The organism is Amycolatopsis sp. NPDC049253 (genome assembly GCF_040678995.1).
In the GTDB taxonomy this organism is placed as follows: Bacteria; Actinomycetota; Actinomycetes; order Mycobacteriales; family Pseudonocardiaceae; genus Amycolatopsis.
Genome location: NZ_JBFAQX010000036.1, coordinates 1 through 24938, shown reverse-complemented (window position 1 = coordinate 24938; position 24938 = coordinate 1). Strand labels below are relative to the sequence as shown.

The following is a 24938-nucleotide window of genomic DNA, read 5'->3' as shown; positions in this document are numbered from 1 at the left end:
CGCAGTCAGTCGTTGCTCAGGCGCCAGGCCGCGTAGTGGTTCTCCACCCGGCGCAGCAGTGCCGTGAGAATCACCCCGGCCGCGGCGAAGATGACCAGGCCGGCGAAGACCGTGGCCGTCTGGAACTGCTGGCCGGCGGTGTTCATCGTCATGCCGACGCCGTGCTGCGCGCCGCTGAGCTCGGCCACGAAGACACCGATCAGCGCCTGGCCCACGGCGAGCCGGATCCCGCTGGCGATGAACGGGACGGTGCCGGGCAGGGCGACGGTGCGGAACAGCTGGAGGTCGCTCGCGCCGAAACACCGCGCCACGCGGACGGTTCCCTGTTCGAGCGACTGGACACCCTGCGCGGTGTTGATGAGCACCGGGAACAGGGCCATCAGGAAGACGATCGCGATCTTCGAGGAGCTGCCGATGCCGAGCCAGATGATCAACAGGGGTGTCAGCGCGATGCGCGGCGTGGCGTAGAGGAAGTTGACGAAGGGGTTGAGCGCCCAGGCGATGCGCTTGTACCAGCCGATCAGCAGCCCCACCGGCAGGCCGATCACCACCGCGAGCGCGAGGCCGGCCAGCAGTTCCTGGGCACTGGTCCACAGGTCGATCCAGATCTGCCCGCCCTGGATCATCGCGCCGAAGGCGTTGATGACGTCGACCGGCCCGGGCAGGATCAGCTGCGGCTGGATCCGCAGCAGCGCGATGACCTCCCACGCGACCAGCACCAAGACGACGGCCCCGATGCCGAACAGGCGTTGCTCGCTGAGCCACGACGGGAGCCGCCGGCGGGCCGCCTGGCCCGCGCGAGGGCTGTGGCGCGCCCGCCGGGACTCGATCCGCGAGGCGGGCCTCGGCGAAGAGGTGACGCTCATCGGGCTCCCTCCCCGGCGCCGGCTTTGGCGCCGTAGAGCACATCGGCGATCTCGTCCCGAAGCTGCGAGAACTCCCGCGTCCGCCGGATCTCGTGCGACCGCGGACGCGGCCACGGCACCGTGATCTCCTTGACGATGCGACCGGGCCGCGGGCTGAACACGCACACCCGGTCCGCGAGGAACGCGGCTTCGGTGATGTCGTGGGTGACGAACAGCGCCGTCACGTCTCGTGCGGCGCAGACCCTGAGCAGTTCGACCTGGAGCACCTCGCGAGTCTGTGCGTCGATCGCGGCGAACGGCTCGTCGAGCAGGAGGATCTCCGGCTCGACCGCGAGCGCGCGGGCGAGGTTGACCCTGGCCTGCATGCCACCGGAGAGCTGCGCCGGGTACTGCTGTCCCGCACCGGCCAGCCCGACCAGCTCCAGCAGCTCGTCGGCGCGCTTCTTGGCCGCCGGCTTCTTGACCTTTTTCGTGAGCTCGAGGCCGTAGCTGACATTCGCCTGAACGGTCCGCCACGGCAGCAAGTTGGCGTGCTGGAACACCATCGCCCGGTCGGGTCCCGGACCGGGGATCGGCCGGCCGTCGAGCTCCAGATCACCCTCGGCGAGGTCGACGAACCCGGCGACCGCGTTGAGCAACGTGGTCTTGCCGCAGCCGGACGGCCCGACCAGGCAGACGAAATCCCCGCGCTCCAAGGTCAGGTCACACCGCTCGACGGCCGTCGTCACCTCTTTCGAGCCAGGCTTGGCGTACTCGATGGCGACACCCCGGGCCTCGAGGTGTGCGATCCCGCCCGTGGCCCCCACATCGATGTGCGCAGCATCACGGCCTGCCGTTCTGGACAGTGCCGGCTTGTCTCGGCTCAGCATGGAGGGGAGCGTAGGACTAATTGTCAGTCCAAAGCAATGGTCCAACTGAGTTTTCTGGCCAGGTCGTGACCGGCCGGAGCAGCGCGGCCACCCCTGACCAGGCCTAGTGCCGTAAGGTCAGACCATTGACTGTTAAACTACGGTGCATTTCCGGCATCGACCATGACGAGGTGGAGACATGGCTGCAACAGGGCGCGGCGAGAAGGACGACCTCTTCAGCCGCGTGAGCACCTCGCGGGTGTCCCAGGTCATCGTGGACCAGATCAAGGTCCTCATCCGCGACGGTTCCCTCACCCCCGGCGACCGGCTGCCGAGCGAGCGCGATCTGTGCCAGCGCTTCGGCGTGAGCCGGGTGACCGTCCGCGAGGCGCTGCGCGTACTGGAGGCCACCGGGCTCGTCACCATCAAGGTGGGCGCTCACGGCGGCGCCTTCCTGACCGCGCCGAGCACGGACCGCGTCGGCGAGGGCCTGGCCGATCTCCTGTCGATGTCCGTGCTCACCGCCGGCGAGGTGACCGAGGCGCGCAAGATCGTCGAGATCGGCGCCCTCCCCCTGATCGTCGAGCGGGCGACCAAAGACGACATCGACGCGCTGTTCAAGCTCGTCGAGGAGGGGCAGCACGCCGTCGACGAGGGCGAGTACACAGTGGACATCTCGGCCCGGTTCCACATCCGGCTCGCCGAATGTGCCCACAACACCGCGCTCACGATGCTGATCCAGAGCTTCCACGGCCCGCTCCTGATGTCCCTGCGGGAGGCCCGCGAACAGGCCCCCATCATGGGGAAGCGCGGGACCGGTGAACACCGGGAGCTCGCCGAGGCCATCCGCAACCGCGACCTCGCCGCCGCCCAGCGGGTCATGAGCGAGCACATCGCCCGGACCGCGCAGCGCGTGTCGCACGAGGTCGAGTAGCAGCCGGAAACCCCGCACCACCCTCGGGAACTCCTCTCGCACCGGACGCTGCCTTCCGCTAAGGTCTAATGGACTAGCCAACCGAGAGCAGGGTGGTGACGGCATGGCGGTGAAGGGAAGCGGCACCCTGGTGGTGGGCGCGAGCCAGGCGGGAGTGGAGCTGGCCGCCTCGCTGCGCAAGCTGGGTGCTTCGGGACCGATCACCTTGCTCGGCGGGGAAACCCGGCTGCCCTACCAACGGCCCCCGCTCTCCAAGGCGTTCCTCAAGGGGGACCTGCCCGAGGAGCGGCTGGCCCTGCGCGGCCCGGACTTCTACGAAGCTCAGCGGATCGAGCTCGTCCGAGGTGAATGGATCGACGAGATCACCCTCACCGATCCCGGGCTCGGTGACGGCGTCGCGGTCACGCGGTCCGGCCGGACGATGGAGTTCGATCGGCTCGCCCTGGCCACCGGGGGCACTCCACGCCGCCTGCGGATCCCCGGGAGCGAGCTCGCCGGCGTCCACTACCTGCGCGACGTCGACGACGCGACGACGCTTCGGCACGACCTCTCGGCCGCCCGCGACGTCGTGGTCGTCGGCGGGGGCTTCGTGGGGCTGGAGGCCGCCGCGGCCGCCATCGCCGCCGGCCGGAACGTCACCGTGGTCGAAGCGGCCGACCGGTTGCTCGCCCGCGCCGTCGCGCCGCAGGTGTCGGACTTCTACCTCGCCGCGCACCGGCGGCGCGGCACCGAAGTCGTGCTGTCGACCGGGGTGACCGAACTCCTCGGCCGCGACCGGGTGAGGAGTGTCGGGCTCTCCGACGGCCGCACCATCCCCGCCGACGTCGTGGTCGTCGGGATCGGCCTGGTCCCCCACACCGAGCTCGCGGAGCAGCTCGGGCTCGCCTGCGCCGGCGGGATCCTGGTCGACGAGTCCGCCCGCACCAGCACCCCCAGCGTGGTCGCCGCGGGCGACTGCACGATCGTGGCGCACCCCGAGCACGGCGCCCTCCGCCTCGAGTCCGTCCCCAACGCCATCGCGCAGGCGAAGACCGCGGCCGCGAGCCTGCTCGGCCTGGCCGCTCCCGCCACCGGGATCCCGTGGTTCTGGTCCGACCAGGCCGATCTGAAACTCCAGATCGCCGGGATCAGCAGCGGTTACGACGAGACCGTGCTGCGGGGCGACCCCGGCAGTGAACGGTTCTCGCTCTTCTACTACCGCGGGGGACGCCTCATCGCGATCGACGCCGTCAACGCGCCCCGCGACTACATGGCGGTGCGCAAGCTCCTCGAGGCCGGCCGCACCGTCCCACCGCACGTCGCGGCCGACACCGAGGTGGCGCTGAAGGAGTTCCTCCGCGCGGCGTGAGATCAGATGACGAAGGACTCCGTCGACTCGGGCGCGAACAGTTCTTCCGCGGTGCGCAGGCGAGCCGAGAGCCCCTGCTCGTGGTGGTAGCGGAGGAACACGTCGAGCACGTGCCGGTTGGCTTCCAGCCCGTAGGACCAGTAGTCGGGGCCGAGCAGGCTCCGCGCGTCCTCCAGGTGCTGGTTGAGCCACGGCTCCATGAACCGCAGCGCCGAGGCGTCGTAGATCCGGGCGTACGCCTCGTTCTTCGCCGCCGTGAGCGCTTTCGTCAGGGACTGGGCGACCCACGGGTGCCGCTCGTAGACCTCGCGGCGCAGGGCGACCACGTGCATGATCGGGAAGATCCCGGTCTCCGCGTAGTACTCCTTCTCCGCCGCGACGGTGTCCGGGAAGAGCCGGGCGACGCGGCCGTCGCCGGCGACGTACGAGCTCGGGATCCGCGGGCTCTGCAGCGCGTCGATCTCGCCGGTGGCCAGCATCTCCGACAGCGTCCGGCCGGCCGGGATCGGCTGGACGTCGAAGCGGGTCGAGACGGCGCCCTTTTCGATCCGCCCCGGCGTTTCCTGGCCCCCGGTGAGGTAGGTGACGGAGTCGAGCGGCACGTCGTACGCGTCGGCGAGGATGCCGCGGATCCAGACGCCCGCGGTGAGCTGGAACTCGGGCGTGCCAATCCGCTTGCCGACGAGGTCGGCCGGTTTTTCGATGCCCGCCGCGGTGTTGAGGAAAATCCCGCCGTGGCGGAACATCCTCGACGTGAACACGGGCAGGGCGACGAACGGCGCCGGGTCGCGGTCGAGCGAGGCGACGTAGGTCGACAGCGACATCTCCGACGCGTCGAACTCGCCGTGGCGCAGCATGCGGAAGAACGTCTCCTCGACCGGCAGCCGCAGGTACGTCAGGTCGATGCCGTCGGGCCGGATCGACCCGTCCTCGATGGCGCGCGTGCGGTCGTAGTCGCCGCACGCGAACGTGAGGTTCAGCCGGCTCATCGGATCACCTTCCTGCGGCGGCGAGCCGCCGGTCGAGCCGGGGGTAGACCCGGCGGGCATTGTCCTCGTACACCGCCGCCAGAGCTTCGGCGGCGAGACCGGCGCGGTCGACGTACTGCTTCGTGTCGTCCCAGGCGATGCCGGTTTCCGGGTCGGCCCCGCGGACCGCGCCGAGCATCTCGGACGCGAAAAGCACGTTCCTCGCGGGCAGGACGTCGAGCAGCAGGTCGACGCCGGGCTGGTGGTAGACGCAGGTGTCGAAGAAGACGTTCGGCAGGAGCTCGGCCGGGTCCCGCCAGCCGTTGCGCATCGCCAGGCCCCGGTAGCGGCCCCAGTGGTAGGGCACCGCGCCCCCGCCGTGCGGGATCACCAGGCGCAGACCGGGAAACCGGTCGAAGAGCTTCGCCTCGAGCAGCTGGGTGAAGACGCTGGTGTCGGCGTTGAGGTAGTGCGCGCCGAGCGTGTGGTGGTTCGGGTTGCACGCGGTCGAGACGTGCACCATCGCGGGCACGTCGAGCTCCGTCAGGACCTCGTACACCGGGAACCACGAGTCGTCGGTGATCGGCTTGCCCGCCCAGGTGCCGGACGGGTCCGGGTTCAGGTTGACGCCCACGAAGCCGAGTTCCCCGACGGTCCGGCGGATCTCGGCCACGACGCCGCCGAGGTTGCCCTCGGGAGTCTGCGGAAGCTGCGCGACCGGGGCGAAGTGCTCGGGGTACAGCTCGGCGACGCGGTGCACGAGGTCGTTGGACGCGCGCGCCCAGGCGGTCGCCACACCGGCGTCCTCGACGTGGTGCTCCATGCCCGAGGCCTTGGGAGAGAACAGCATCAGGTCACCGCCACGCTCCCGCAGCACGCGCAGCTGGTTGCCCTCGACGCTCTCGCGCAGCTCGTCGTCGGTCACCGGCGCCAGTGTCGCCCGCGCACCGTCCAGCTGGGCTTCGCGGAACTGCTTCAACGCCGGCGGAGCTGTCGTGTAGTGGCCGTGACTGTCGATGATCACCGGCCGCGCCCCTCCTTGACGTACTCGTCGTGCTCCACGTACCGCAGGCCTTTGCGCGCGAGGCGCTCACGCATCGAGTTGACGTCGAGGCCCAGCTCTCCGGCGGCGTAGCGGGCCCGCAGGCGCGCTTCCTTGTCCTCCCGCGCCGTCGAGGCCGCGAGGACGTCGTCCGCGTCGGCACGGCGCACGACCACCACGCCGTCGTCGTCGGCGACGATCACGTCACCCGGCTCGACCAGCCGGCCGCCGCAGACGACGGGGGTGTTCACCGACCCGAGCGTTTCCTTGACCGTGCCCTCGGCCGACACGGCCCGCGACCAGACGGGGAAGGGCAGGGCGCGCAGCTCGGCGATGTCGCGGCAGCCGGCGTCGATGACCAGGCCACGAACGCCACGCGCTTTGAGCGAGGTCGCCAGCAGCTCACCGAAGTAGCCGGCGTCCGACGGCGAGGTCGGCGCGACGACCACCACGTCACCGGGCCGGCACTGCTCCACGGCCACGTGGATCATCCAGTTGTCGCCCGGCGCCACGCTCACCGTCACGGCCGTGCCCGAGATGTGCGAACCCGGGTGGATCGGGTTCAGCGACGACGCCATCAGCCCGGTGCGGCCCTGCGCTTCGTGGACGGTGGCGACCCCGAACCGGCCGAGGCCGTCGCGCGTTTCCGGAGCGGTCCGGGGCGGGTTCGTGACGACGACCCCGCTCATCGGGCGACCGCCCCACCGGCCCGGCCGACCAGGGAGGGCATCAGGGAGATGTGGATCGCGTCCTCGTCGGTCTCACCGGCGAGCACGCGGATGGCGTGGTCGACCTGGTCGATGCCGTAGCGGTGGGTCGCCAGCTTCTCCAGCGGGAAGCGGCTCGAGGCGAGCTGGTCCACGGCGAGTTCGCAGGCGCGGAACGAGTGCCCGCGCGCGGACTTGATCGTGATCGCCTTCTCGGTGACCTTCTTGACCGGGAAGTCCGGGAACGCGGCCAGCTCGCCCTGGATGAGGAGCGTGCCTTCGCGGCGCTTGAGGACGTCGACGCCGAGCAGCACCGGCGCGGTGCCGGCACGGGAGGTGCAGTCGAGCACGATGTCAACGCCGCGGCCACCGGTGAGGTCCATGACCTTCTCCCGGGGGTCCTCGGTGAGCACGTCGATCACCTCGTCGGCGCCGAGTTCCTTCGCGAGGTCGAAGCGGTGCTTGTCGCGCGTCGTGCCGGACACCAGGATCTTGGCGGCACCGGCGGTTTTGGCCGCGACCAGCTGCGCCAGGCCCTGCTGGCCCGGGCCCTGGATCAGCACGGTGTCGGCGTACCCGACGCCGACGGTGAGCAGCGCCCACTCGATGCCGTTGGACAGCGGCATGACCAGGCCGGCGAGCTCGGGCGTGACCGTGTCGGGGATCTTGTGCAGCACGGAGTTCCAGGGCAGGTACATGTACTCGCTGAAGCCGCCCCACAGCGTGCCGGGGTTCTCCGCCGAGGTGTAACCGAACCGGCGGCCGTCGGGGTTGGTCCGCCAGTCCGTCGCCTCGCAGTGCCGGTACTCGCCGAGCCGGCACCACTCGCAGTTGAAGCAGCCGACGTAGTGCTCGACGAACACCCGATCGCCCTCGTCGAGCCCGTGGCGTCGCTTGAACCGCGGCCCGGCCTGCGCGATGACACCGACGTTCTCGTGCCCCATGATCACCCGGCCCTGGATCACGGCGGGCGGATCGGCGTACATCTTCACGTCCGTCCCGCAGATTCCGGCAACCTCCACCTGCAGCAGAGCGGAGTCGTCGTCGATCGACGGAAGGTCGAACTCCTGCATCTCCGTCGTACCGGGCGCGACGCGGACCGCCGCCTGCACAGTCTGGACCATCGGTTCTCCCTCTTTGGCAGAATGGACAGCCCAATATACCATCAGTGAGGTAGTCCACCATACGAAGCGAGGACCGATGGCCGAGCACCTGCTGACCGTGACCCGCACCCAGGGCAACAACCGCGCGCTGACGGCCGGCGAGGTCGTCCCGGCCGGGTTTCCCTTGGCGTTCAAGGAAGAACCGGTCCTCGTCCAGGGGTTCCGGCGGATGGTGCGCGAGCTCGCCTACGACGTCTGCGAGATGGCGCTGACGACCTACCTCACCGCGCGCGAGCACGGCGTGCGCTTCACCGCGCTCCCGGTCTTCCTGGTTCGCGGGTTCCACCACGGCGCGATCCTGGTGCGGAAGGACTCCGGCATCACCGAACCGGCCCAGCTCGCCGGGAAGCGGGTCGGCGTGAACCGCGGCTACACGGTCACCACCGGCGTGTGGGCCCGCGCGATCATGGCGATCGAGCACGGGCTCGACCTCGACTCGGTCACCTGGGTGCTCAGCGGCGACGAACACGTCGAGTCCTACCGCCCGCCCGGGAACGTCGAGCCGGCCGGCGCCGGGAAGAACCTGGCGGACATGCTGCTGGCGGGCGAACTGGACGCCGTCGTCAACACGAAGGTCGATTCGCCCGAAGCCGTGCCCTTGCTCGCCGGACCCGCCGACGCCGGTTTCGCGGCGCTGCGCGAACGCGGTTTCTACCCGATCAACCACCTCGTCGTCGTCAAGGACGAGGTCCTCGACGCCCACCCGGGCGTCGCGGCGGCTCTGTTCGACGCGTTCGCCGAGGCCAAGCGCCGCTACGTCGAGCGGCTGCGGTCCGGAGTCGCGGAAACCGCCGACGACCGGATGTACACCCGGGTGATGGCCGAGACCGGCACCACCGACCCCCTCCCCTACGGCATCGAACCCAACCGGGCGATCCTCGACCTCCTCGTCGAACAGGCCGTGGCACAACACATCCTGACGAAACCGGTGGACGTCGACTCGATGTTCGCGCCCGCGACCCGCGAACTGGTGGGCTGAGCCATGCGGATCGCGATCGCCGCCGATCACCACGGCGTGCACCTCAAGCAGCGCCTCACCGCCTGGCTCACCGCCCACGGTCACGAGGTGGCCGACCGCGGCTCGCACAGCGCGACGGACGTCGTCGACTACCCGCCGCTGTGCGCCGACGTGAGCCGGCGGGTCGCCGACGGCCGCGCGGACGCCGGCGTCGTGCTCGGCGGCAGCGGGCAAGGCGAAGTCATCGCCTGCAACAAGATCCGCGGCGTGCGCGCCGGCCTCGGGCACACCACGTTCATGGTGGAGATCTCGCGCGGCAACAACAACGCCAACGTGCTCGTGATCGGCACGAAGGTCATCACCGACGACGAAGCGGAAAGGCTGCTCGCGCTGTGGCTGTCGACTCCGTTCAAGGGCGGCCGGCATCAGGACCGCATCGACCAGATCACCGCGTTGGAAGCCTGATCTCCGGCCGCAGCGGGACGGCGGTCGGCACCTCGGCGCCGATCGCCTCCCGCACGTCCAGGCCGCTCACGTGGGCCAGCAGCATGCGCAGCGAGTTGCCGTGCGCGACCACGAGCACCGGACGGCCCGATTCCAGCAGCGGCAGCAACACCTCCTGCCAGTACGGCCGCAACCGCTGGTGAAGCATCTCCAGGCTCTCACCGCCAGGCGGTACACCCTCCGGCGACCGCCGCCAGCGGGCCACCACCTCGGCACCGAACCGCGCCCGCGCGTCGGCCCGGCGAAGTCCTTGCAGCGCACCGTAATGCCGCTCGACGAGGGCAGGGTGGTACACGGCCGCGACGGTCGGCGCGAGCACGCTCCTGACGATCGCGGCGGTGTCGGCGGCGCGGGCCAGCGGCGAGGAGTGCACGACGTCCGGGCACCAGCCGGCCAGTCCTTCCGCCGCGGTACGCGCTTCGAGGACCCCCGCCGGCGTCAGCGGGACGTCGAGGTGCCCGGCGAACAGGTCCCCCGCGTTGGCGGTGCTCTCACCGTGGCGAAGCAGGACGAGCCGAGTCACCGGTCGTGCCCGCGGAGGAACTCCAGGACTCGCGCCGGCGCGGTGGCGGCGGTCTGCTCGGCCACCGGAACATCCCAGTATTCGTGCACCGGCAGGCACTCCTGGAGGTAGCGCGCGGCCGAAGGGGCGTGCGAGCTGTCCTGCCCGGGCACGATCAACGCGGGCACGTCGCAGGTCATCAGGTCCTCGGGCTCCACGCCCGGGACGGTGTCGCGGTCGAACAGGCCGCGCACGGAGGCGGTCACGAGCAGGTCGTAGCGAGCCGGGTCGAAGGCCGCGTACGCCTTCGCGAAGGTCTCGTCGCTGCGCAGCGGCGCGGCCCACGGACCCACCCGCGGGTCGGCGCTGAAGCCGGCCGTCGTCGACCGGGCCAGGTCGACGACCGCCGCCGGCCCGTGCTCGGCGACGTAGGCGAGGTGCCGCACGAACCGGCGGTGCTGTGCCATCCGGTAGCGGGGCCCGCCGGCCGGGGAGAACAGCACCGTGCTGCGCACCCGCTCCGGTGCCGCGACGGCGAGCGCCGCGGCGGTCGAGCAGCCGACGCAGCCGCCCATGGTGTGCGCCGCGTCGATGCCGAGGTGGTCGAGCAGCCCGAGCGCTTGGCGTGCGTACGCCGGCCACTCCAGCCGCTCGACCCGGCCGCCCGACTGCCCCGATTCACGCCGGTCGAAGACCACGCAGGTGTACTCGGGAGCGAACGCGTCGAGGAATCCCAGGTCGCGGTAGCGCCCGAAGCCGGTCCAGTTGTCCAAAGTGGAATCGAAACCGCCCGGGCTGAACATCAGCAGCGGCGGGCCGTCACCGACGATCCGGTAACGCGTGGCGATCCCGTCCAGCACGACCACGGGCATGCGAACCTCTCCTCAGCTCTGCGGCACCTTGATGCCACCGCGGATCTGCCTGCCGCCGCGGATGTCGGCGGCGCAGCCGGCCAGGGCGTCGAACGCGACCCGGGCGACATTGGCGTAGGAGTCGAGGTCCTTGTCGACATCGGCCGCGTTGTAGCCGATGGCCGCGGTCGCCATGCGGATGCGCCCGTCGAGCCACGGCCCGCCCCCGAACCCGCCGAGCACGGGGATCGACACCGCGTCCACCACCGCCGGCCCCACCACCGGGCCGGAGTTGGTGAAGTTGAGCGCGACCGCGCCCGCCGACTCGAGCCGCTTGGCCTCGGCCACCAGCTCGTCGAGCATCCCGTCGGGCACCTGCGCGACGCTGGCCGCGGAGTACTCGATGCCGTACTTCAGGGCGGTCTGCGGCGTGATCCCGAACTGCGCGAAAACCGGAATGCCCGCCCTGGTGACGGCCTCGACCGCGTCGGGGAAGTCCGCGGCGCCGTCGAGCTTGACCAGGTCGACGCCCGCCTCCTTGACCAGCCGGATCGCCGCGTCGACCGCGCTGGCCGCGCCCTGCTGCAGCGGGCCGAACGGGAAGTCGCAGCTGAGCAGCGCTCGCCGGACCCCTCGCCGCACCGCCTTCGCGACCACGAGCACCTCGTCGAAGGTGATCTCGAGCGGATGCGCCTGTCCCCAGAGGTTGACCCCGACGGTGTCGCCGACCGAGACGATGTCCACGCCGACCCGGTCGGCGATGCGCGCCATCTGGTAGTCCCAGGCGACGATGCAGACGCTCTTCTCGCCGCGCGCCTTCATCGCCTGCAGCGCCGGGATGGTGACCTTGCCGGCCGGATCGCTCTGGGGGCTCATGCGCGCGTCGCTTTCAGCAGTTCGAACAGGTCGTCCTCTTCTGCGGGCACCAAGAGGATCCGGGCGTGCGGGCGCAGCGAGAACAGCGCCTCGTTCGCGACCCCGTCCGAGGTCACGACCAGGCCTGCGGTCATGATCCCGCGCACCGTGCAGGCCGCACCGATGGTGGCCGCCGCCTCCGCGTTCTCCCCGGTGGCCGAAACCAGCACGACGGTGTTGCTGTCCTTCAGCTCGTCGGTGAGCGCCACCCGGTCGCCGGTCATGGTGACGAGCTCGTCACCGGCGCCGGAAGCCGAGTAGAACCGCGCCTGCGCCCACTCCTCGGCGGCCGCTCGCCCGACGATGTCCCTCGCCACGTCGTCGAGCGCCACCACCCGCGTGTTGCGGGCGGCCGACAACGGGTAGTCGATCCGGAAAGCCGCTTCCTCGGCGGTCGCCGCGCGGGCACAACTGCTGACCAAGCCCTGGTGCGACACGGTGTTCCCCGCCGTCTCAGACCGTGGTCTGCGGGACGCCGGGCTTGGCGATCATCGCCTCGCCGATGCCGTCCACAAAGGACTGGTCGGCGGGCAGCACGACCGCGACCGAGCGCACCTTCTGGTCCTGGGCCCTGTTGCCTGCCGGCTCGACCCCGTTCTCGGCCAGCGCGAGCGCGGCCTTGCGCAGCTTCTGGCGTGCCTTGATGATGCCCGCGTCGGTGGCGACGAGACGCTCCTTGGTCCGGTCGACGATCGGACCCATCGACTCCTGCAGCGACGAGTCCTGCAGGGCGATGCCCTTGATGCCGGAGTAGGTCTCGCCGCGCCGCTGCGCGTCGCGGTCCATGAGGTAGTCGTTGTCCTTGTTCGCGAGCGGCCGGTAGTTCTCGTCGTTCGCGCTGTGCACACCGAGGCCGGCCTTCATGGCCGCGACCTCTTCGCTGTCGAGCTGGCGGGTCGGGTGGTAGTCGAAGCTCCAGGCCCAGCAGTTCTCGTCGTCGATCGGCACCCAGAAGTGGCCGTGCATCGGGTGGTCGGCGCGCGGCGGGACCATGGTGAAGTTCGGCAGCACCCACGGCGTCACCCGCCAGTAGTAGTGCCCCTCCTCCGCGCTGCGGCGAGCGGCGATGAGCAGGCCGCCCTCGTAGTCGACGACCTCGAAGAACGGCTTCAGGTCCGCGCGGTTGTAGGCGTTGCCCTTGGAGCCCTTGAACAGCGGGTCGCTGTCGAGGCTGCCCGAGTGCAGGAACGTGACGTGGCTGGAGTCGATGCCGCCTTCGAGCGCCTGCAGCCAGTTGCACTCCTGAAAGCGCTTCGACGTGAACGCCTGCCCCTCCGGCACGGTCACGAACTCCCACTCCGGCAGCGGTGGCTGCGCCTCCGGGTCGCCGAAGTAGGCCCACAGCACGTCGCCGCGCTTGACCAGCGGGTAGGACTTGAGCTTGACGTTGGCGCAGAAGTTGCTGGTCTCGGGCTCGCTCGGCACCTCGATCGCCTGGCCGGTGTAGTCGTACTTCCAGCCGTGGTACGGGCAGCGCAGGCCGCCTTCCTCGTTGCGGCCGAACCACAGCGAGACGCCGCGGTGCGCGCAGAACTCGTCCATCAGGCCGTACCGGCCCTCCGAGTCGCGGAAGGCGATCAGCCGCTCCGACAGGATCTTGACCCGCACCGGCGGGCAGTCGTCGGCGGGCAGCTCCTCGGCCAGCAGAACGGGCTGCCAGAAGCGCCGGAAGAGGGCGCCCATCTTGGTCCCCGGCCCGGTCTGCGTCAGCAGTTCGTTGATCTCTGTTCGGAGCACGCTGAAGTCCTTTCACGCCGGCGATCGTGAAGCCGTCATAGGATTGAATATCAGACCATTGAACCACTGGCAATGGCGGATTCTCCGCGCCGAGGTCAGACGACCTGCTCCCCGGGCACGTCGACGGTGAGCCCGTCGAGCTGCGGCGTCACCTCGATCTGGCACGAGAGCCGGCTCCCAGCCCGCCGGTCGCCCACCGCGAGGTCCAAGAGGTCGTCCTCCATGTCGCCGACCTCGCCGACCTGATCCAGATACTCCTCACGCACCCACACGTGGCACGTCCCGCACGAAAGGCAGCCCCCGCACTCGCCGATGATCCCCGGCACCCCCGCGCGCACGGCCGCGCTCATGACGCTCTCCCCCGCCGAGGCGTCGACCGCCCGCTCCTCGCCGGCGTCGTCGACGTACACGACCTTCGGCATGTCCACTCCTAGCCGCTGACTAATGGACTTACCAATATACCGGTTAAGGTCGCGGGCGCAAGCCGCCAAGAGCCTGCCGGGGCAGCGCCTCGCTTCCGGCCCGGCGAGTGCGAAGCTGCCCACAGCCTCCGACCCGCTGCGCCTCGACCCACATTCGATCTCCGCCGACGCCTCGCAGATCACCTCCGATCCGCCGGGTTCGCCATCCACTGTGGACGAAGCCGTTTCGGACGAGCTCGCGTGGGCCTCGCCCACCGGTCGCACCACACGCCGCGGCGGCGCCAACCCTGACACAGAGGGAAGAAATCCTTGACCATCCTCAAAGGATTGTTAACCCGGACAAGCCTTACGCACGAGCCTGGAAATGACCGGCCATCTCAAGGAGGCCATGAGGCTCGGAGCCAGTTCGGTTGAGACCACGTCTGACCGATCGGTCTCGGTGAATGCGAGTTCTGCGGAAAACCCCTCACCCGGCCCCGATCCTCGTTAGGGTGCTCGTCATGACGTCGCGACCGGATCCGATGACCTTCGTCAGGCGCTTCGACCACGTCGGCATCACCGTCGCCGACCTCGACGCCGTGACCGCGTTCTTCGTCGGCCTCGGACTGGAGGCCGACCCGAAGATGGCCGTCGAAGGCGAGTTCCTGGACACGGTGATCGGCATGACCGGCGCCCGCACCGAGATCGTCATGCTGCGAGCGCCCGGCAGCGGGACGACGCTGGAGCTCTCGAGCTTCACCCGCCCGGACCACCTGCCGGGTTCGCCCGCCGCGCCGGCCAACGAGCTGGGCCTGCGCAACGTCGCCTTCGAGGTGCGCGACCTGCACGCCGCCGTCGACCACGCCGCGGCCGGCGGCTACGGCCTGGTGGGCGGCATCGCCGAATACGAGGGCGTGTGGCGGATGGCCTACATCCGCGGGCCGGAAGGAATCATCGTCTCCTTGGCCGAGCGCATCGAGAGTGAGGGGACACCATGAGCACGACCGTGACCGACGAACAGATCCAGGCCCTGGCCGCGACCGCGAAGCCCTACAGCGTGGCACTTCTCCACTGGGGCCCGGCACGCACCACGGACGGCGCGGACGCCATCGAACTCGAACACCAGCGACGGATGGTGTCACTGCGCGAGGAGGGCGTGATCGCGATCCTGTGCCCGGTCGCCTCCGACACCGTGGCCGGCGTCGCCATCATGACCGTCCCGGCCGAAGAAGCCACGAAGATCATGGCCGCGGACCCCTGCGTACGAGCCGGGATGATGCGCTGCGAGGTCCACCCGTGCCACGGATTCCCCGGGGACGCCCTTCCCTCGTGACCAATCCCGGCGTACCTGTGCGCGCGGGTTTGCCCATCCGACTCGGGGAGGTACTCGCGGCCCGCCACCGATGCCGGGTGGCTACGCCCCCAGCTTCGTCCATCGCCCTTCGGAGACCACCTCGACGGAGCCGTCGACGACCTTGATGGCCGTCTGTTCGTCGATGACGTAGGCCGGGACACCGATTTCGGCAGCCCACCGCTGCGCGTCAGCCATGGTGTTCGTCGGAAAAGCGTCCAGGTGCGGGAAGATCGAGAAGTCGACGACGCCCAGGGTGCGGTCGTCCGCCGCGCCCGGCCACTCGACGAAGTACGCCCCGATCCGGGGCGTCATCACCATGCTTCCGGCACTCACTCCCACCCAGACCGTGTCGGGCAGCGAAGGCAGCAGATCAGCCAGCCCGGACTCCCGCATCCAGTGACACAGGTACGTCGCGTCGCCGCCTTCGACCAGGAGCACGTCCGCCTCCCGGACCCAGGGAACCCATCGCTCCGCGCCGATGGTGGGCAGCGCGGTGAGTTCGAGGACACCCAGGGACGCCCAGCCCAGGCCGGTGAAATGCTGCCACACGGGCTCGGCGGCGACGAATCCCCGCACCGTCGTCGGACCGCACATCGGATGGCCCCACTGTGCGGTCGGAACACAGAGGGCGTGGCACTCGGAGATCGGCCTGCCGAGAAGCCGCACGAGCGCCGAGCGGATGCTCGGGTTCGTGACGCCACCCGACGTGAGCAAGAGCTTCAACGGTGCCTCCAGATTCGCGTGCGGAAGGTGGACGTACCTGAAGATCAAGGACCGAGCTGGGCTGATCGTAGTCCCCGCGAATCCGGTTCGGAGGGTCCTCAGGGTGCCGAGCACGATCGGCCGGCCGGTGGCAACTCTCGATCACAGGTGACAGCGCCCTCCGCCGGTCCCTCACCGAAGAGCTTCCACGGCCTGACGGTTGCGGGCGAGGGCTTCGGCAAGGATCGCCCCAGGACACTCTCTAACGAGCATCTCTGTTGTTCTTAGACTGGCTGCGTGGAGGACATCGAAGCGATCGCCCTGCTGCAGGACCCCATCCGGCGGCGGTTGTACGACTACGTGGCGGCCCAGGACCACGAGGTGAGCCGGAACGAGGCGGCGGAGAGCGCCGGGATCCAGCGCACGCTCGCCGCGTTCCACCTGGACAAGCTCGTGGATGCGGGACTGCTGGAGACCGCCAGCCGGCGGCTGAGCGGGCGTACGGGCCCCGGCGCCGGGCGGCCGGCCAAGCTCTACCGCAGATCCGGCGCCGAACGCCAGTTCTCGGTCCCCCCGCGCGATTACCGCACCCCCGCCGATCTGCTCGCCGAGGTCGCCGAGGCCGCCCGCCTGGACACCGAAGTGCACGCCGCCGCCCGGCGGGAGGGGCGGGCCGCCGGTGCCGCCGCGCCGGTCGACGGTCTCGACGCGGCGAAGGCGCTGCTGACCGCTCGCGGCTACGAGCCTCGCCTGGACGGCGACCAGGAGGCCATGCGCCTGGCCAACTGCCCCTTCCACGTCCTCTCCGAGCGGCATCCGGTGCTGGTGTGCGGCATGAACCTGGCACTGTTGGAAGGGTTGCTGGAGGGCGCCCAAGGGCTGCGGGCCCGCATGGACCCGCGACCGGGGATGTGCTGCGTCGTCGTCGAGATCTCTAAAAATAATGTGAGTTGACATAGAAAGACCACGATGGTGAGGTGAGGGCATGACGGGACACCACCTCGCCCAGCTCAACGTGGGCACGTTGAAATTCCCCCTCGACGACGTCCGCGCGGACGGCTTCACGGCCATGCTCGACACGCTGAACGAGGTCGCCGACCACGCGCCCGGCTTCATCTGGCGGCTGGTTGACGACGACGGCACCGACGCCACCGCCATCCGGACGTCCCTGGGCGACGACGTCTTGGTGAACATGTCCGTCTGGGAGAGCCGGGACGCCCTGTGGGACTACGTCTACCGCAGCGGCCACCTGGACGTGCTGCGCCGTCGTGCGGAGTGGTTCGTGCCTCCGAAGGCGCCGTTCCAGGTGATGTGGTGGATCCCCGCCGGGCACATCCCCACCGTCGAGGAAGCCGTCGAGCGCCTGGAACTGTTGCGCGACAAGGGCTCCACGCCGTGCGCCTTCGGTTTCAAGGACAGCTTCCAGCCCGCGGACGCCGCGTCGGCGCCGTGGCGACCGGCGGCCGGCACAGTCCGGACGTAGGCAGATCGGCATGAACGGAGTTCGAGTTCGTGCGCACGGTGAGCCGACACGAACACCCCTCGTTGCCGAACCGGCGGCTTACACTGTCGAGCCACGTCCCTCTCACCGTCACCGCTGTGCTCGCGAGTGCGGAAGGGAACCAGGCAATGCAGATCCACATCAGCACAGACAGAAACCTGCACGGCGACGCGGAGCTGATCCAGGGCTTCGAGACCGAGCTCGAATCAAAGCTCGCGCGGTTCAGCGACCGCCTCACCCGACTGGACGTCCACCTCAGCGACGAAATGGGCGGTGGCACCGATGGTGAAGACCTGCGGTGCGTGATCGAAGCCTTCCCCGTCGCGCGGGAGCCGGTCGTCGTCACGAACCGCGCCGGCTCGGTGGACGACGCGTTCAACGGCGCGGTGTCCAGGATCGAGCGGGTCCTCGCCACCCTCTACAGCCGCGCCGGCCACCACAAAGGAGGCGACTCCATCCGGCACCTGCCGAGCGACGACGACCGCTGACCCGCGCGGCCCTGCTCGCGCCAAGGCTTCACGGCGCCGGCGACGACCGCCTCGGCCCCAGACGGATTCGCTCGCGAGGTCTGCAGGGGCAGGTTCCACCGCCCCAGCTGGTTTCGACGAATCGACCCCGCCGACCCGTCGAGCTCATCGTGACCCAAGAGGCGGGCGCCGCCATCCGGGACCATCGAGGGCTTCATCACCCTTGAATCGGCCCCTGCCCGCACACAACAACAAAGCCCAGGTCAATGACCTGGGCTTGGATGCTCCCCCGCTTGGACTCGAACCAAGAACCCTCCGGTTAACAGCCGAATGCTCTGCCAGTTGAGCTACAGGGGATCGTATTCGGTTGTGCACCGGAGCCCCGGTGCGATGGAAAGAACTTTAGCGCACCACCTGCACCACCCGAACAGGGGGGCCCTCTTTGCGGATCACGCCCAGGCGGCGCCGGATTGCTGGACAATGGAGAGTCGGGAGTCCGACGAACGAGAGGCGTGGCCGCTGATGAAGAAGTTCCTGCTGGGCGTGGGTCTGGGATACGTGCTGGGGACCAAGGCCGGCCGGGGACGGTACGAGCAGATCGTGCGCACCTACCGCAAGGTGATCGACCACCCGATGGTCCAGGGCGCCGCAGGAGTGGCACGGGCCAAGGTCGGCGAGAAGTTCGGCCGGGGGCGCTGAGCCGCACGCGTACCGCCCACGGGGGTCCGTGAGCGCGCCCGGAAACGTCAGGGGATCCGCGCCACGAAGAAGATGCGGCGGAACTCGAACCACGTCGTGCCGTCCGCGCGGGGCGGGTAGGCCTCGTCGAGGAGCGGGGCGAGCTCGGTGCGGAAGGCGGCCCAGTCGTCGTCCGGGAGGGCGGCGCGGACGGGGCGCAGCGCGGTGCCGGTGATCCACTCCAGCACCGCGTTCTCGCCCGCCAGGCGCTGCATGTACGTGGTCTCCCACGCGTCGACCAGGCAGCCCGCGTCGGCCAGCAGGGAGGCGTACTCCAGGGGCGACGACACCGCCTCGTTCTCGCGCAGGACCAGGGTGGCCAGGCGCGAGGACCACGCCGGGGAGGCCGCCAGCTCGCGCGTGATGCGGTGCGACGGGGCGCCGAAGTTGCCCGGCACCTGGACGGCCAGCACGGCACCCGAGGGCAACTGCGAGACCCAGCGGCGCAGCAGGTCGTCGTGGCCCGGCACCCACTGGAGCACGGCGTTGGAGACGACCACGTCGGTGTCCGGGCTCGGCACCCACTCGCGGACATCGGCGACGTGCGCGTCCACTCCGCGGGCGCGGGCGGCGTCCACCATCTCCGGCGAGCTGTCCAGCGCCTCGAGAACGGCGCCGGGCCAGCGGCGGCCCAGGTCGAGCGTGAGGTTGCCCGGGCCGCAGCCCAGGTCGACGACGCGGCGCGGCGCGTCGGACGAGATTCGCCCGATCAGGTCGTAGAAGGGGCGGCCCCGGAGGTCCGCGTAGTCGAGGTACTTGGCCGGATCCCACATGGCGAACCTCCCGATAGGTAAGCAGTACGCCCGTACTGAGTACGAGCGTACTGCTTACTCCCCGGGGTTGGCCAGCTTCTCGGCGACTTCTCCCGCGATCGCCTCCACCAGCGCCGGGTCGGTGCCCGGGTCGGGGCGGACCTGGAGCACCGTGCCGTCGCGGCCGGGGACCTTGCGCTGCACGAACCACGCGCCGCCGCCGGCGCCGAAGTCGTGACGGTGGCGCGAGCGCACGGAGCCGTCGACGCGCAGGCGCACCTGCGGCGGCACTTTGCCGGGCGCGGGCAGCCGGAACCGCACGGGCGCGCGGTCGGTGACCACCATCACGGCGCCCGCCTCCCCGGTCTCCTCGGACTCCGTGAGCTCGAAGACGCCGTCGCCCCACGCGGCCTTGGCCACGAGGTGCCAGAAGACGCGCCGGGGACCGTCGTCGGTGGGGATCCACAGGCCCAGGCTCGTGACCACGAGCTCGCCGCCGCCCTCGACGCCCGCGACCGCGATCACGTTCTCGCCCGGAGCGAGCTCGCCCGGGAAGTCCGCGGGGAGTCCCCCGCCCATCAGACGGTTCAGCCAGCCCATGTCAGTCCCATCCGGACGCGGCCTGCTCGCGCAGCGACTTGCGGTACTGCTCCAGCGCCACGAGGTCGCCGAAGAGCGCGCGGTAGTCGTCGGGCGCCTCGACCGGCGAAAGCCGTTGCAGCTTCGACTTGATCTCGCCGATCTGCCGGCCGACGAGGCTTTCCTGCACCCCCGCGAGCACACCGGAGATGTAGCGCGAGTCCACTTCTCCCAAGGCGCGCAACGGTTCCACGGCCAGCTCGCTCAGCACGCGCCGCACCGTCCCTTCCGGACAGTGCTGCGCGGCGGCGTCGAGCAGGGCCGAGCCGGTGAGCCCCGACGCGGCGCCGCCGGCCTTCAGCAACGCCAGGTGCACGGCGACGTACACGGGGTGCGTGAACGCTTCTTCGGGCAGCGAGTCGTACTCCGGCCCGGCGATCGCGGGCTGCTGCAGCGCGGCCTTGAGCGCCTCGCGCTGGCCGATGAACCGCGGGTCGCCGGGGGCGGGCCGCGGCAGGTCCTGCTTCTCCGGCTCCGGCGCGGGGGCCTGCCGGGACGCGGGCTGACGCAGCTGCGGCGTCTGGCCGCCGCGCTTGGCCGTGGCCCCGGCGGCGCCGCGCACGCGGTTCACGACCTGCGCCACGTCCTGCCAGCCGACCCACCACGCGAGCTTGGACGCGTAGCCGTCGCGGCTCGCGCGGTCCTTGATGGCCGCGACCATCGGCACGGTCTTCTGCAGCGCCGAGACCTGGCCGTCGACCGAGTCGAGGTCGAACTGCTTGAGCGTGCTCTTGATCACGAACTCGAACAGCGGCGTCCGGCGCGCGACGAGGTCCTTCACGGCCGCGTCGCCCTTCGCGATGCGCAGCTCGCACGGGTCCATGCCGTCGGGCGCGACCGCGATGTAGGTCTGCCCGGCGAAGGTCTGGTCGCCCTCGAACGCCTTGAGCGCGGCCTTCTGGCCCGCCTCGTCGCCGTCGAAGGTGAAGATGATCTCGCCGCGGAACGCGTCGTCGTCCATCATCAGCCGGCGCAGCACCTTCATGTGGTCCTCACCGAACGCCGTGCCCGACGACGCGACGGCCGTCGGCACACCGGCCGCGTGCATCGCCATCACGTCGGTGTAGCCCTCGACCACCACGACCTGGTGGCGCTTCGCGATCTCGCGCTTGGCCTGGTCGAGGCCGAACATGACCTGCGACTTCTTGTAGATCTGCGTTTCGGAGGTGTTGAGGTACTTCGCCTCGATGCGGTCGTCGTCGAACAGCCGCCGCGCGCCGAAGCCCACCACGTCATTGCCGACGTCGCGGATCGGCCACACCAGCCGCCGGTGGAAGCGGTCCATCGGGCCGCGCTGGCCCTCCTTGGACAGCCCCGAGGCGAGCAGCTCCTTGACCTCGAACCCGCGGTTGAGCAGGTGCTTCGTGAGCTTGTCCCAGCCGCCCGGTGCGAAACCGCAGCCGAACTGCTTGGCCGCGGCGGCGTCGAACCCGCGCTCGGAGAGGAAGTCGCGCGCCGCGCGGGCCTCGTCGGTCACCAGCTGCTCGATGTAGAACTCGCTCGCCGCGCGGTGCGCCTCGATGAGGCGCGAACGCGTGCCGCGGTCGCGCTGCACGCTCCCGCCGCCGCCCTCGTAGTTCAGCCGGATGCCGACGCGGTCCGCCAGCCGCTCGACCGCCTCGACGAACGAGACGAGGTCGATCTTCTGGATGAACTTGATGACGTCGCCGCCCTCGCCACAGCCGAAGCAGTGGAACGTGCCGTGCGTGGGGCGCACGTTGAACGACGGGGTCTTCTCGTTGTGGAACGGGCACAGCCCCTTCAGGCTGCCGCCCCCGGCGCGCCGGAGCGCGACGTACTCCCCCACGACCTCGTCGATCCGGTTGCGCTCACGCACCTCCGCGATGTCGCTCTCCCGAATCCGTCCTGCCACGGTTCCACAATAGTTCTCCCTCCCCGGTGGCTTTGCGGCACACTCGGCCTCATGCGCACGCCGACGGCACTCGACGACCTCGCCCGGGAGTTCGCCGCCCACCGCGGCCACCTGATCGGGGTGGCCTACCGGCTCACGAGCACCCGCTCGGACGCGGAGGACGCCGTGCAGGAAGCGTGGCTGCGCCTGGCCGCGCTCGACGACGCCGGGCGCGCCGGCATCCGTGACCTGCGGGCCTGGCTGACCACCGTCGTCGGCCGCATCTGCCTCGACCGGCTGCGTTCGGCGCCCGCGCGGCGCGAGCAGTACGTGGGCCAATGGCTGCCCGAGCCGATCGTGACGCCGTTCGGCGCGCCGGTGAGCGAGGATCCGCTCGAAGCCGCCGTGCGCGACGACGGCATCCGCATGGCCGCGCTGGTGGTGCTCGACAAGCTCACGCCCGAGCAGCGCGTGGCGTTCGTGCTGCACGACGCGTTCTCGGTGCCGTTCGCGGAGATCGCCGGGATCCTCGGCTGCTCGCCCGACGCCGCCCGCCAGCACGGCTCCCGGGCGCGGCGCGCGCTCGAGAGCGCCGACCCGCCGCCGCGAGCCGAGCTGACGGAGCAGCAGCAGGTGCTGGAGAAGTTCGTGACCGCGCTGCTGGCCGGTGACATCCGGGCGATGGCCGAGGTGCTGCACCCGGACGTCGTGCTCATCGGCGACTCCGACGGCAAGGGCCGCACCACGCGCCAGATCATGGTGGGCGCCGACAAGCTGATGCGCTTCTTCCTGGGCCTGATCCAGAAGTACGAGCCCGGGGTGATCAGCCGCGGCGCGCCGATCCTCGTGAACGGCGACCTCGGCCTGTGGCTCCCCCCGATGCCCGGGCACGACGGGTTCCTCTCCGTCGACGAGCACGTGCAGTCCATGAGCCTGCGCGACGGCCGCATCGTGGCCATCTACGACATCGTGAACCCCGACAAGCTCACGCACATCACGCGGCCCGAGTCGGCGAACTCGAGCGACTGAGCACGGGAACGCGGGCCGGCTTCAGGCGTCTCGCGTGCGGTCCAGCCGCTCGGGAAGGCGCCGGAAACCGGCCGACTCGTAGGTGGCGACCGCGGCGTCGAGGGAGCTCGGGGTGCAGACCAGCGCGCTCGACGCCCCCATCTTCTCGAGCTCGGCCGCCGCGGCGACGCAGATCATCCGGCCGTAGCCGCGCCCGCGGTGGTCGGCGTGGACGCCCATCGGTTCGAGCAACCCCGGCTTCCCCGGACCGGCGGACCACACCGTCACCCCCGCCACGGGAACGCCGTTCTCGTCGCGAGCGAGCAGGCACCGTGCGTCGGTGCCGGGCAGCCCGGCCGTCATCGCACGCCACAGCTCGTCGGTGAACCGCGGGTGGCCCCACGCCGACCGGTGGACCGCGGTGAACTCGGACTCCTGCCCGCTCCCGACGACCTCGACCCGCAGACCCGGTTGTGCCACCGGTCCGGTCAGGTCGCGGCGCAGCGGCGTCCACGGCTCGCCGAGGCCCCAGCCGACCTCGGACAGCAGCTCTTGCACCCGGGTGCCGTCCGGCGCCTCGACGGAAGCCTTTCCCGCCGGCAGCACGCCACGACGTGGTTCGGATACGTCCGCGACCAGCCGGTGAGCCAGCTCCTCCTCACGCCAGGCCCGGGGCGCGACGGTCAGCCGCACCACGTCGGGACCGTCCAGGAATCCGATGGCCACGAGCTGTCCGTCCCGGCTCCAGGTCCGGACCGCCGCCGCCGTCGCGTCCGCGCCGAACCGCCAGTGCCAGCCCAGGTCACCCGGGTGCAGCTGGATCGGCGCGGCGTCGTTCTGCCAATCCCGGAGGGCGCGGATGAGGTCGCCGAGGCGGCCGGCGTCCGGTGTGTTCAGTTCGAGGGCCACGGTGGTGATGAAACACCGTCAGGCCGGAGCGGGCACCCGAATTGCCGGGTGCCCGCTCCCGCGCCTGCCGCTCACGGCAGCGGCACCCGGCACGCGTCGCCCGAGGTGAAGCCCTGGTCCACGATGCCGAGCGCGCTGTTCATGCGCGCACGCGAGTTCTCGAGCGCGATCTGGTAGGTCAGCTCCAGCACGCCGGCGCGGCCGAACTCGGCTTCGAGCTCGGCGACCTGCTCGTCGGTCACGCTCACCTGCGCACCCGACATCGCGTCGGCGTAGGCCACCGCCAGCCGCTCGGCGCGCGAGAACGCGGGCGAGGTCGCGTAGTCGTCGATGTGGCGCAGCCGCTCGATGTCGAGGCCTTCGTGGCGCTGCAGCATCGTGCCGAAGTCCACGCACCACGAGCACCCGATCCGCGTGGCGACGCGGTACACCGCCAGCTCGCGCACGTTGGCGGGCAGCCGGTTCGACGCCTTCTCGGCCATCAGCTCGTGGACCACGGTCGCGCGCAGCAGCCCGGGATTGTGGGCCACCACGGCCATCGGCTCCGGCACGGCGCCGTAGCGCTTTCCGGCGAACCGGTAGATCAGCTTCAGCAGCGGGCCGGCCTGGTCGGTGCGCTTCGCCGGGATGCGGGGCATGGTCGTCTCCTCTTCGTCGGTGCTGACGGAGGAACGAGACGGCGAACGCGGATGTGACAGCGGACCGTCAGCGTCGACGCCAGTAGTCCGGCCGCCACCAGTAGAGCGAGGTGCCGGCGGCCGGCCACGGCTCCTCGCTGACGCCCCGAGGCTCGAAGTCGTCGACGGCGAGATCAACCTGGCGCCAGCTCCGGTCGATCGGTTCGGACGCGGTGGCCGGGCGTACGCGGCCGGTGAAGCGAGGCTTCATCGCCCGCAGCTCGGCGTACACGCGCTGGGCTTCGATCAGGGACGAGCGGTTCGCACCGCCGCGCCAGTCGGGCCACCGCAGCTGGATCACGTCGTCTTCCCAGAAACACACGGCGCAGATCGCGTGGGAGCCCGGTGGTTCCTCGAACACCAGGTGCCCACAGCACGGGCAGGGGTACCGGACCATCCGCTAGTTCTAAAACTGACTGAGGTTGTTGACAGTCTTGGGCTCCTGATCTAGGGAGGCCTATGGCTGAGCGAGTGTGGAGTGAGAAGGACCTGGTCAGGCGCGCGAACCGGCGTCTGGCCGTTCTTCGTCACGCCGAGGAGGTCAGCGGGAATGTGGCGGCGACGTGCCGGTACTTCGGGATCAGCCGCAACATCT

At 70.4% G+C, this 24938-nt stretch carries 30 protein-coding genes and 1 tRNA gene; 11 read left to right on the top strand and 20 right to left on the bottom strand.

Annotated features, from left to right (window positions below; translation table 11 throughout):
* Window positions 1-5: 5 nt before the first annotated feature.
* Entirely contained in the window at window positions 6-866 is an 861-nt protein-coding gene (locus tag AB0K15_RS42190) for an ABC transporter permease (protein WP_364064796.1), read from the bottom strand.
* Window positions 863-1735, bottom strand: coding sequence for an ABC transporter ATP-binding protein (locus tag AB0K15_RS42185; protein ID WP_364064789.1), 873 nt, complete (start codon window positions 1733-1735; stop codon window positions 863-865). Before AB0K15_RS42185 ends, AB0K15_RS42190 begins: the two co-directional genes overlap by 4 nt.
* A 178-nt stretch (window positions 1736-1913) precedes the next feature.
* Between AB0K15_RS42185 and AB0K15_RS42180 the strand changes: the two genes are divergently transcribed.
* Both AB0K15_RS42180 and AB0K15_RS42175 read left to right on the top strand, forming a co-directional pair.
* The gene (locus AB0K15_RS42180) at window positions 1914-2648 is read left to right on the top strand and encodes a FadR/GntR family transcriptional regulator (protein WP_364064784.1); all 735 of its coding nucleotides are present in this window, start codon (window positions 1914-1916) and stop codon (window positions 2646-2648) included.
* Between the two features lie 103 nt (window positions 2649-2751).
* On the top strand, window positions 2752-3996 hold the full coding sequence (locus tag AB0K15_RS42175) for an FAD-dependent oxidoreductase (RefSeq protein WP_364064780.1): 1245 nt from the start codon (window positions 2752-2754) through the stop codon (window positions 3994-3996).
* 2 nt (window positions 3997-3998) lie between these two features.
* On the opposite strand, the gene AB0K15_RS42170 is transcribed toward AB0K15_RS42175, so the two are convergent.
* From AB0K15_RS42170 to AB0K15_RS42155, 4 genes are read right to left on the bottom strand one after another with little or no spacing between them, the layout of a single operon-like run.
* On the bottom strand, window positions 3999-4985 hold the full coding sequence (locus AB0K15_RS42170; RefSeq protein ID WP_364064776.1) for an ABC transporter substrate-binding protein: 987 nt from the start codon (window positions 4983-4985) through the stop codon (window positions 3999-4001).
* A gap of 4 nt (window positions 4986-4989) precedes the next feature.
* The gene (locus AB0K15_RS42165; protein WP_364064774.1) at window positions 4990-5988 is read right to left on the bottom strand and encodes an amidohydrolase family protein; all 999 of its coding nucleotides are present in this window, start codon (window positions 5986-5988) and stop codon (window positions 4990-4992) included.
* The gene (locus AB0K15_RS42160) at window positions 5985-6695 is read right to left on the bottom strand and encodes a 4-carboxy-4-hydroxy-2-oxoadipate aldolase/oxaloacetate decarboxylase (protein WP_364064772.1); all 711 of its coding nucleotides are present in this window, start codon (window positions 6693-6695) and stop codon (window positions 5985-5987) included. Before AB0K15_RS42160 ends, AB0K15_RS42165 begins: the two co-directional genes overlap by 4 nt.
* The gene (locus AB0K15_RS42155; protein ID WP_364064770.1) at window positions 6692-7837 is read right to left on the bottom strand and encodes an alcohol dehydrogenase catalytic domain-containing protein; all 1146 of its coding nucleotides are present in this window, start codon (window positions 7835-7837) and stop codon (window positions 6692-6694) included. The genes AB0K15_RS42160 and AB0K15_RS42155 overlap by 4 nt, the downstream gene beginning before the upstream one ends.
* 76 nt (window positions 7838-7913) lie before the next feature.
* On the opposite strand from AB0K15_RS42155, the gene AB0K15_RS42150 reads away from it, so the two are divergent.
* A complete protein-coding gene (locus AB0K15_RS42150; protein ID WP_364064768.1) occupies window positions 7914-8855 on the top strand; it encodes a hypothetical protein in 942 nt (313 codons plus the stop codon).
* Window positions 8856-8858: 3 nt separating this feature from the next.
* A complete protein-coding gene (locus tag AB0K15_RS42145) occupies window positions 8859-9299 on the top strand; it encodes an RpiB/LacA/LacB family sugar-phosphate isomerase (protein WP_364064765.1) in 441 nt (146 codons plus the stop codon).
* Here AB0K15_RS42145 and AB0K15_RS42140 read toward each other — a convergent pair.
* The 6 genes from AB0K15_RS42140 to AB0K15_RS42115 form a co-directional block, all read right to left on the bottom strand.
* Window positions 9280-9861 (bottom strand): 2,3-bisphosphoglycerate-dependent phosphoglycerate mutase, encoded by a 582-nt coding sequence (locus AB0K15_RS42140; RefSeq protein WP_364064762.1) that lies wholly within the window; start codon window positions 9859-9861, stop codon window positions 9280-9282. The two genes, AB0K15_RS42145 and AB0K15_RS42140, sit on opposite strands and share 20 nt — an antisense overlap.
* The gene (locus AB0K15_RS42135) at window positions 9858-10712 is read right to left on the bottom strand and encodes an alpha/beta hydrolase (protein ID WP_364064759.1); all 855 of its coding nucleotides are present in this window, start codon (window positions 10710-10712) and stop codon (window positions 9858-9860) included. The genes AB0K15_RS42140 and AB0K15_RS42135 overlap by 4 nt, the downstream gene beginning before the upstream one ends.
* A 12-nt stretch (window positions 10713-10724) precedes the next feature.
* The gene (locus tag AB0K15_RS42130; protein ID WP_364064756.1) at window positions 10725-11567 is read right to left on the bottom strand and encodes a 3-methyl-2-oxobutanoate hydroxymethyltransferase; all 843 of its coding nucleotides are present in this window, start codon (window positions 11565-11567) and stop codon (window positions 10725-10727) included.
* A complete protein-coding gene (locus tag AB0K15_RS42125; protein WP_364064751.1) occupies window positions 11564-12043 on the bottom strand; it encodes a hypothetical protein in 480 nt (159 codons plus the stop codon). Before AB0K15_RS42125 ends, AB0K15_RS42130 begins: the two co-directional genes overlap by 4 nt.
* A 16-nt stretch (window positions 12044-12059) precedes the next feature.
* A complete protein-coding gene (locus AB0K15_RS42120) occupies window positions 12060-13343 on the bottom strand; it encodes an aromatic ring-hydroxylating dioxygenase subunit alpha (protein WP_364064748.1) in 1284 nt (427 codons plus the stop codon).
* A 95-nt stretch (window positions 13344-13438) separates the two neighbouring features.
* Complete coding sequence (locus tag AB0K15_RS42115) at window positions 13439-13765, bottom strand: 2Fe-2S iron-sulfur cluster-binding protein (protein WP_364064745.1); 327 nt, start codon at window positions 13763-13765, stop codon at window positions 13439-13441.
* Window positions 13766-14265: 500 nt separating this feature from the next.
* On the opposite strand from AB0K15_RS42115, the gene AB0K15_RS42110 reads away from it, so the two are divergent.
* Both AB0K15_RS42110 and AB0K15_RS42105 read left to right on the top strand, forming a co-directional pair.
* Window positions 14266-14742 carry a VOC family protein gene (locus AB0K15_RS42110; RefSeq protein WP_364064742.1) on the top strand — a complete coding sequence of 159 codons (477 nt, stop codon included), beginning with the start codon at window positions 14266-14268 and terminating at the stop codon, window positions 14740-14742.
* Complete coding sequence (locus AB0K15_RS42105) at window positions 14739-15077, top strand: hypothetical protein (RefSeq protein ID WP_364064739.1); 339 nt, start codon at window positions 14739-14741, stop codon at window positions 15075-15077. Before AB0K15_RS42110 ends, AB0K15_RS42105 begins: the two co-directional genes overlap by 4 nt.
* Before the next feature lie 81 nt (window positions 15078-15158).
* On the opposite strand, the gene AB0K15_RS42100 is transcribed toward AB0K15_RS42105, so the two are convergent.
* Window positions 15159-15935 (bottom strand): Type 1 glutamine amidotransferase-like domain-containing protein, encoded by a 777-nt coding sequence (locus AB0K15_RS42100; RefSeq protein WP_364064736.1) that lies wholly within the window; start codon window positions 15933-15935, stop codon window positions 15159-15161.
* A 162-nt stretch (window positions 15936-16097) separates the two neighbouring features.
* Between AB0K15_RS42100 and AB0K15_RS42095 the strand changes: the two genes are divergently transcribed.
* The 3 genes from AB0K15_RS42095 (at window position 16098) to AB0K15_RS42085 (ending at window position 17789) form a co-directional block, all read left to right on the top strand.
* Entirely contained in the window at window positions 16098-16754 is a 657-nt protein-coding gene (locus AB0K15_RS42095; protein ID WP_364064733.1) for a helix-turn-helix domain-containing protein, read from the top strand.
* A gap of 31 nt (window positions 16755-16785) precedes the next feature.
* Complete coding sequence (locus AB0K15_RS42090; protein WP_364064730.1) at window positions 16786-17283, top strand: DUF3291 domain-containing protein; 498 nt, start codon at window positions 16786-16788, stop codon at window positions 17281-17283.
* A 62-nt stretch (window positions 17284-17345) separates the two neighbouring features.
* Entirely contained in the window at window positions 17346-17789 is a 444-nt protein-coding gene (locus AB0K15_RS42085; protein ID WP_364064727.1) for an HPF/RaiA family ribosome-associated protein, read from the top strand.
* A 263-nt stretch (window positions 17790-18052) separates the two neighbouring features.
* Here AB0K15_RS42085 and AB0K15_RS42080 read toward each other — a convergent pair.
* Window positions 18053-18125: transfer RNA gene (locus AB0K15_RS42080), tRNA-Asn, on the bottom strand.
* Window positions 18126-18248: 123 nt separating this feature from the next.
* Between AB0K15_RS42080 and AB0K15_RS42075 the strand changes: the two genes are divergently transcribed.
* On the top strand, window positions 18249-18467 hold the full coding sequence (locus AB0K15_RS42075) for a hypothetical protein (protein WP_364064724.1): 219 nt from the start codon (window positions 18249-18251) through the stop codon (window positions 18465-18467).
* Between the two features lie 47 nt (window positions 18468-18514).
* Here AB0K15_RS42075 and AB0K15_RS42070 read toward each other — a convergent pair whose 3' ends face one another.
* The 3 genes from AB0K15_RS42070 to dnaG are packed head-to-tail and all read right to left on the bottom strand — an operon-like array spanning window position 18515 to window position 21770.
* Window positions 18515-19279, bottom strand: coding sequence for a trans-aconitate 2-methyltransferase (locus AB0K15_RS42070; RefSeq protein WP_364064721.1), 765 nt, complete (start codon window positions 19277-19279; stop codon window positions 18515-18517).
* Between the two features lie 54 nt (window positions 19280-19333).
* Window positions 19334-19858: a hypothetical protein gene (locus AB0K15_RS42065; protein ID WP_364064718.1), complete on the bottom strand. Its 525-nt coding sequence runs from the start codon at window positions 19856-19858 to the stop codon at window positions 19334-19336.
* A gap of 1 nt (window position 19859) precedes the next feature.
* Window positions 19860-21770 (bottom strand): DNA primase, encoded by a 1911-nt coding sequence (gene dnaG / locus AB0K15_RS42060; RefSeq protein ID WP_364064715.1) that lies wholly within the window; start codon window positions 21768-21770, stop codon window positions 19860-19862.
* A gap of 51 nt (window positions 21771-21821) precedes the next feature.
* Between dnaG and AB0K15_RS42055 the strand changes: the two genes are divergently transcribed.
* Window positions 21822-22778 carry a sigma-70 family RNA polymerase sigma factor gene (locus tag AB0K15_RS42055; protein ID WP_364064712.1) on the top strand — a complete coding sequence of 319 codons (957 nt, stop codon included), beginning with the start codon at window positions 21822-21824 and terminating at the stop codon, window positions 22776-22778.
* Window positions 22779-22799: 21 nt separating this feature from the next.
* Here the strand turns inward: AB0K15_RS42055 and AB0K15_RS42050 are convergent, their stop codons facing one another.
* The 3 genes from AB0K15_RS42050 to AB0K15_RS42040 form a co-directional block, all read right to left on the bottom strand.
* On the bottom strand, window positions 22800-23666 hold the full coding sequence (locus AB0K15_RS42050) for a GNAT family N-acetyltransferase (RefSeq protein WP_364064709.1): 867 nt from the start codon (window positions 23664-23666) through the stop codon (window positions 22800-22802).
* A 71-nt stretch (window positions 23667-23737) separates the two neighbouring features.
* A complete protein-coding gene (locus tag AB0K15_RS42045; protein WP_364064706.1) occupies window positions 23738-24304 on the bottom strand; it encodes a carboxymuconolactone decarboxylase family protein in 567 nt (188 codons plus the stop codon).
* Window positions 24305-24371: 67 nt separating this feature from the next.
* The gene (locus AB0K15_RS42040) at window positions 24372-24740 is read right to left on the bottom strand and encodes a CPCC family cysteine-rich protein (RefSeq protein ID WP_364064703.1); all 369 of its coding nucleotides are present in this window, start codon (window positions 24738-24740) and stop codon (window positions 24372-24374) included.
* Window positions 24741-24938: the final 198 nt, after the last annotated feature.

Excerpts from the sequence above, each read along its gene's own strand:
- AB0K15_RS42190 (WP_364064796.1), bottom strand. The coding sequence starts at position 866 with ATGAGCGTCACCTCTTCGCCGAGGCCCGCCTCGCGGATCGAGTCCCGG.
- AB0K15_RS42185 (WP_364064789.1), bottom strand. The coding sequence starts at position 1,735 with ATGCTGAGCCGAGACAAGCCGGCACTGTCCAGAACGGCAGGCCGTGAT.
- AB0K15_RS42180 (WP_364064784.1), top strand. The coding sequence starts at position 1,914 with ATGGCTGCAACAGGGCGCGGCGAGAAGGACGACCTCTTCAGCCGCGTG.
- AB0K15_RS42175 (WP_364064780.1), top strand. The coding sequence starts at position 2,752 with ATGGCGGTGAAGGGAAGCGGCACCCTGGTGGTGGGCGCGAGCCAGGCG.
- AB0K15_RS42170 (WP_364064776.1), bottom strand. The coding sequence starts at position 4,985 with ATGAGCCGGCTGAACCTCACGTTCGCGTGCGGCGACTACGACCGCACG.
- AB0K15_RS42160 (WP_364064772.1), bottom strand. The coding sequence starts at position 6,695 with ATGAGCGGGGTCGTCGTCACGAACCCGCCCCGGACCGCTCCGGAAACG.
- AB0K15_RS42155 (WP_364064770.1), bottom strand. The coding sequence starts at position 7,837 with ATGGTCCAGACTGTGCAGGCGGCGGTCCGCGTCGCGCCCGGTACGACG.
- AB0K15_RS42150 (WP_364064768.1), top strand. The coding sequence starts at position 7,914 with ATGGCCGAGCACCTGCTGACCGTGACCCGCACCCAGGGCAACAACCGC.
- AB0K15_RS42145 (WP_364064765.1), top strand. The coding sequence starts at position 8,859 with ATGCGGATCGCGATCGCCGCCGATCACCACGGCGTGCACCTCAAGCAG.
- AB0K15_RS42135 (WP_364064759.1), bottom strand. The coding sequence starts at position 10,712 with ATGCCCGTGGTCGTGCTGGACGGGATCGCCACGCGTTACCGGATCGTC.
- AB0K15_RS42130 (WP_364064756.1), bottom strand. The coding sequence starts at position 11,567 with ATGAGCCCCCAGAGCGATCCGGCCGGCAAGGTCACCATCCCGGCGCTG.
- AB0K15_RS42115 (WP_364064745.1), bottom strand. The coding sequence starts at position 13,765 with ATGCCGAAGGTCGTGTACGTCGACGACGCCGGCGAGGAGCGGGCGGTC.
- AB0K15_RS42110 (WP_364064742.1), top strand. The coding sequence starts at position 14,266 with ATGACGTCGCGACCGGATCCGATGACCTTCGTCAGGCGCTTCGACCAC.
- AB0K15_RS42105 (WP_364064739.1), top strand. The coding sequence starts at position 14,739 with ATGAGCACGACCGTGACCGACGAACAGATCCAGGCCCTGGCCGCGACC.
- AB0K15_RS42090 (WP_364064730.1), top strand. The coding sequence starts at position 16,786 with ATGACGGGACACCACCTCGCCCAGCTCAACGTGGGCACGTTGAAATTC.
- AB0K15_RS42075 (WP_364064724.1), top strand. The coding sequence starts at position 18,249 with ATGGAGAGTCGGGAGTCCGACGAACGAGAGGCGTGGCCGCTGATGAAG.
- AB0K15_RS42070 (WP_364064721.1), bottom strand. The coding sequence starts at position 19,279 with ATGTGGGATCCGGCCAAGTACCTCGACTACGCGGACCTCCGGGGCCGC.
- AB0K15_RS42065 (WP_364064718.1), bottom strand. The coding sequence starts at position 19,858 with ATGGGCTGGCTGAACCGTCTGATGGGCGGGGGACTCCCCGCGGACTTC.
- AB0K15_RS42055 (WP_364064712.1), top strand. The coding sequence starts at position 21,822 with ATGCGCACGCCGACGGCACTCGACGACCTCGCCCGGGAGTTCGCCGCC.
- AB0K15_RS42045 (WP_364064706.1), bottom strand. The coding sequence starts at position 24,304 with ATGCCCCGCATCCCGGCGAAGCGCACCGACCAGGCCGGCCCGCTGCTG.
- AB0K15_RS42040 (WP_364064703.1), bottom strand. The coding sequence starts at position 24,740 with ATGGTCCGGTACCCCTGCCCGTGCTGTGGGCACCTGGTGTTCGAGGAA.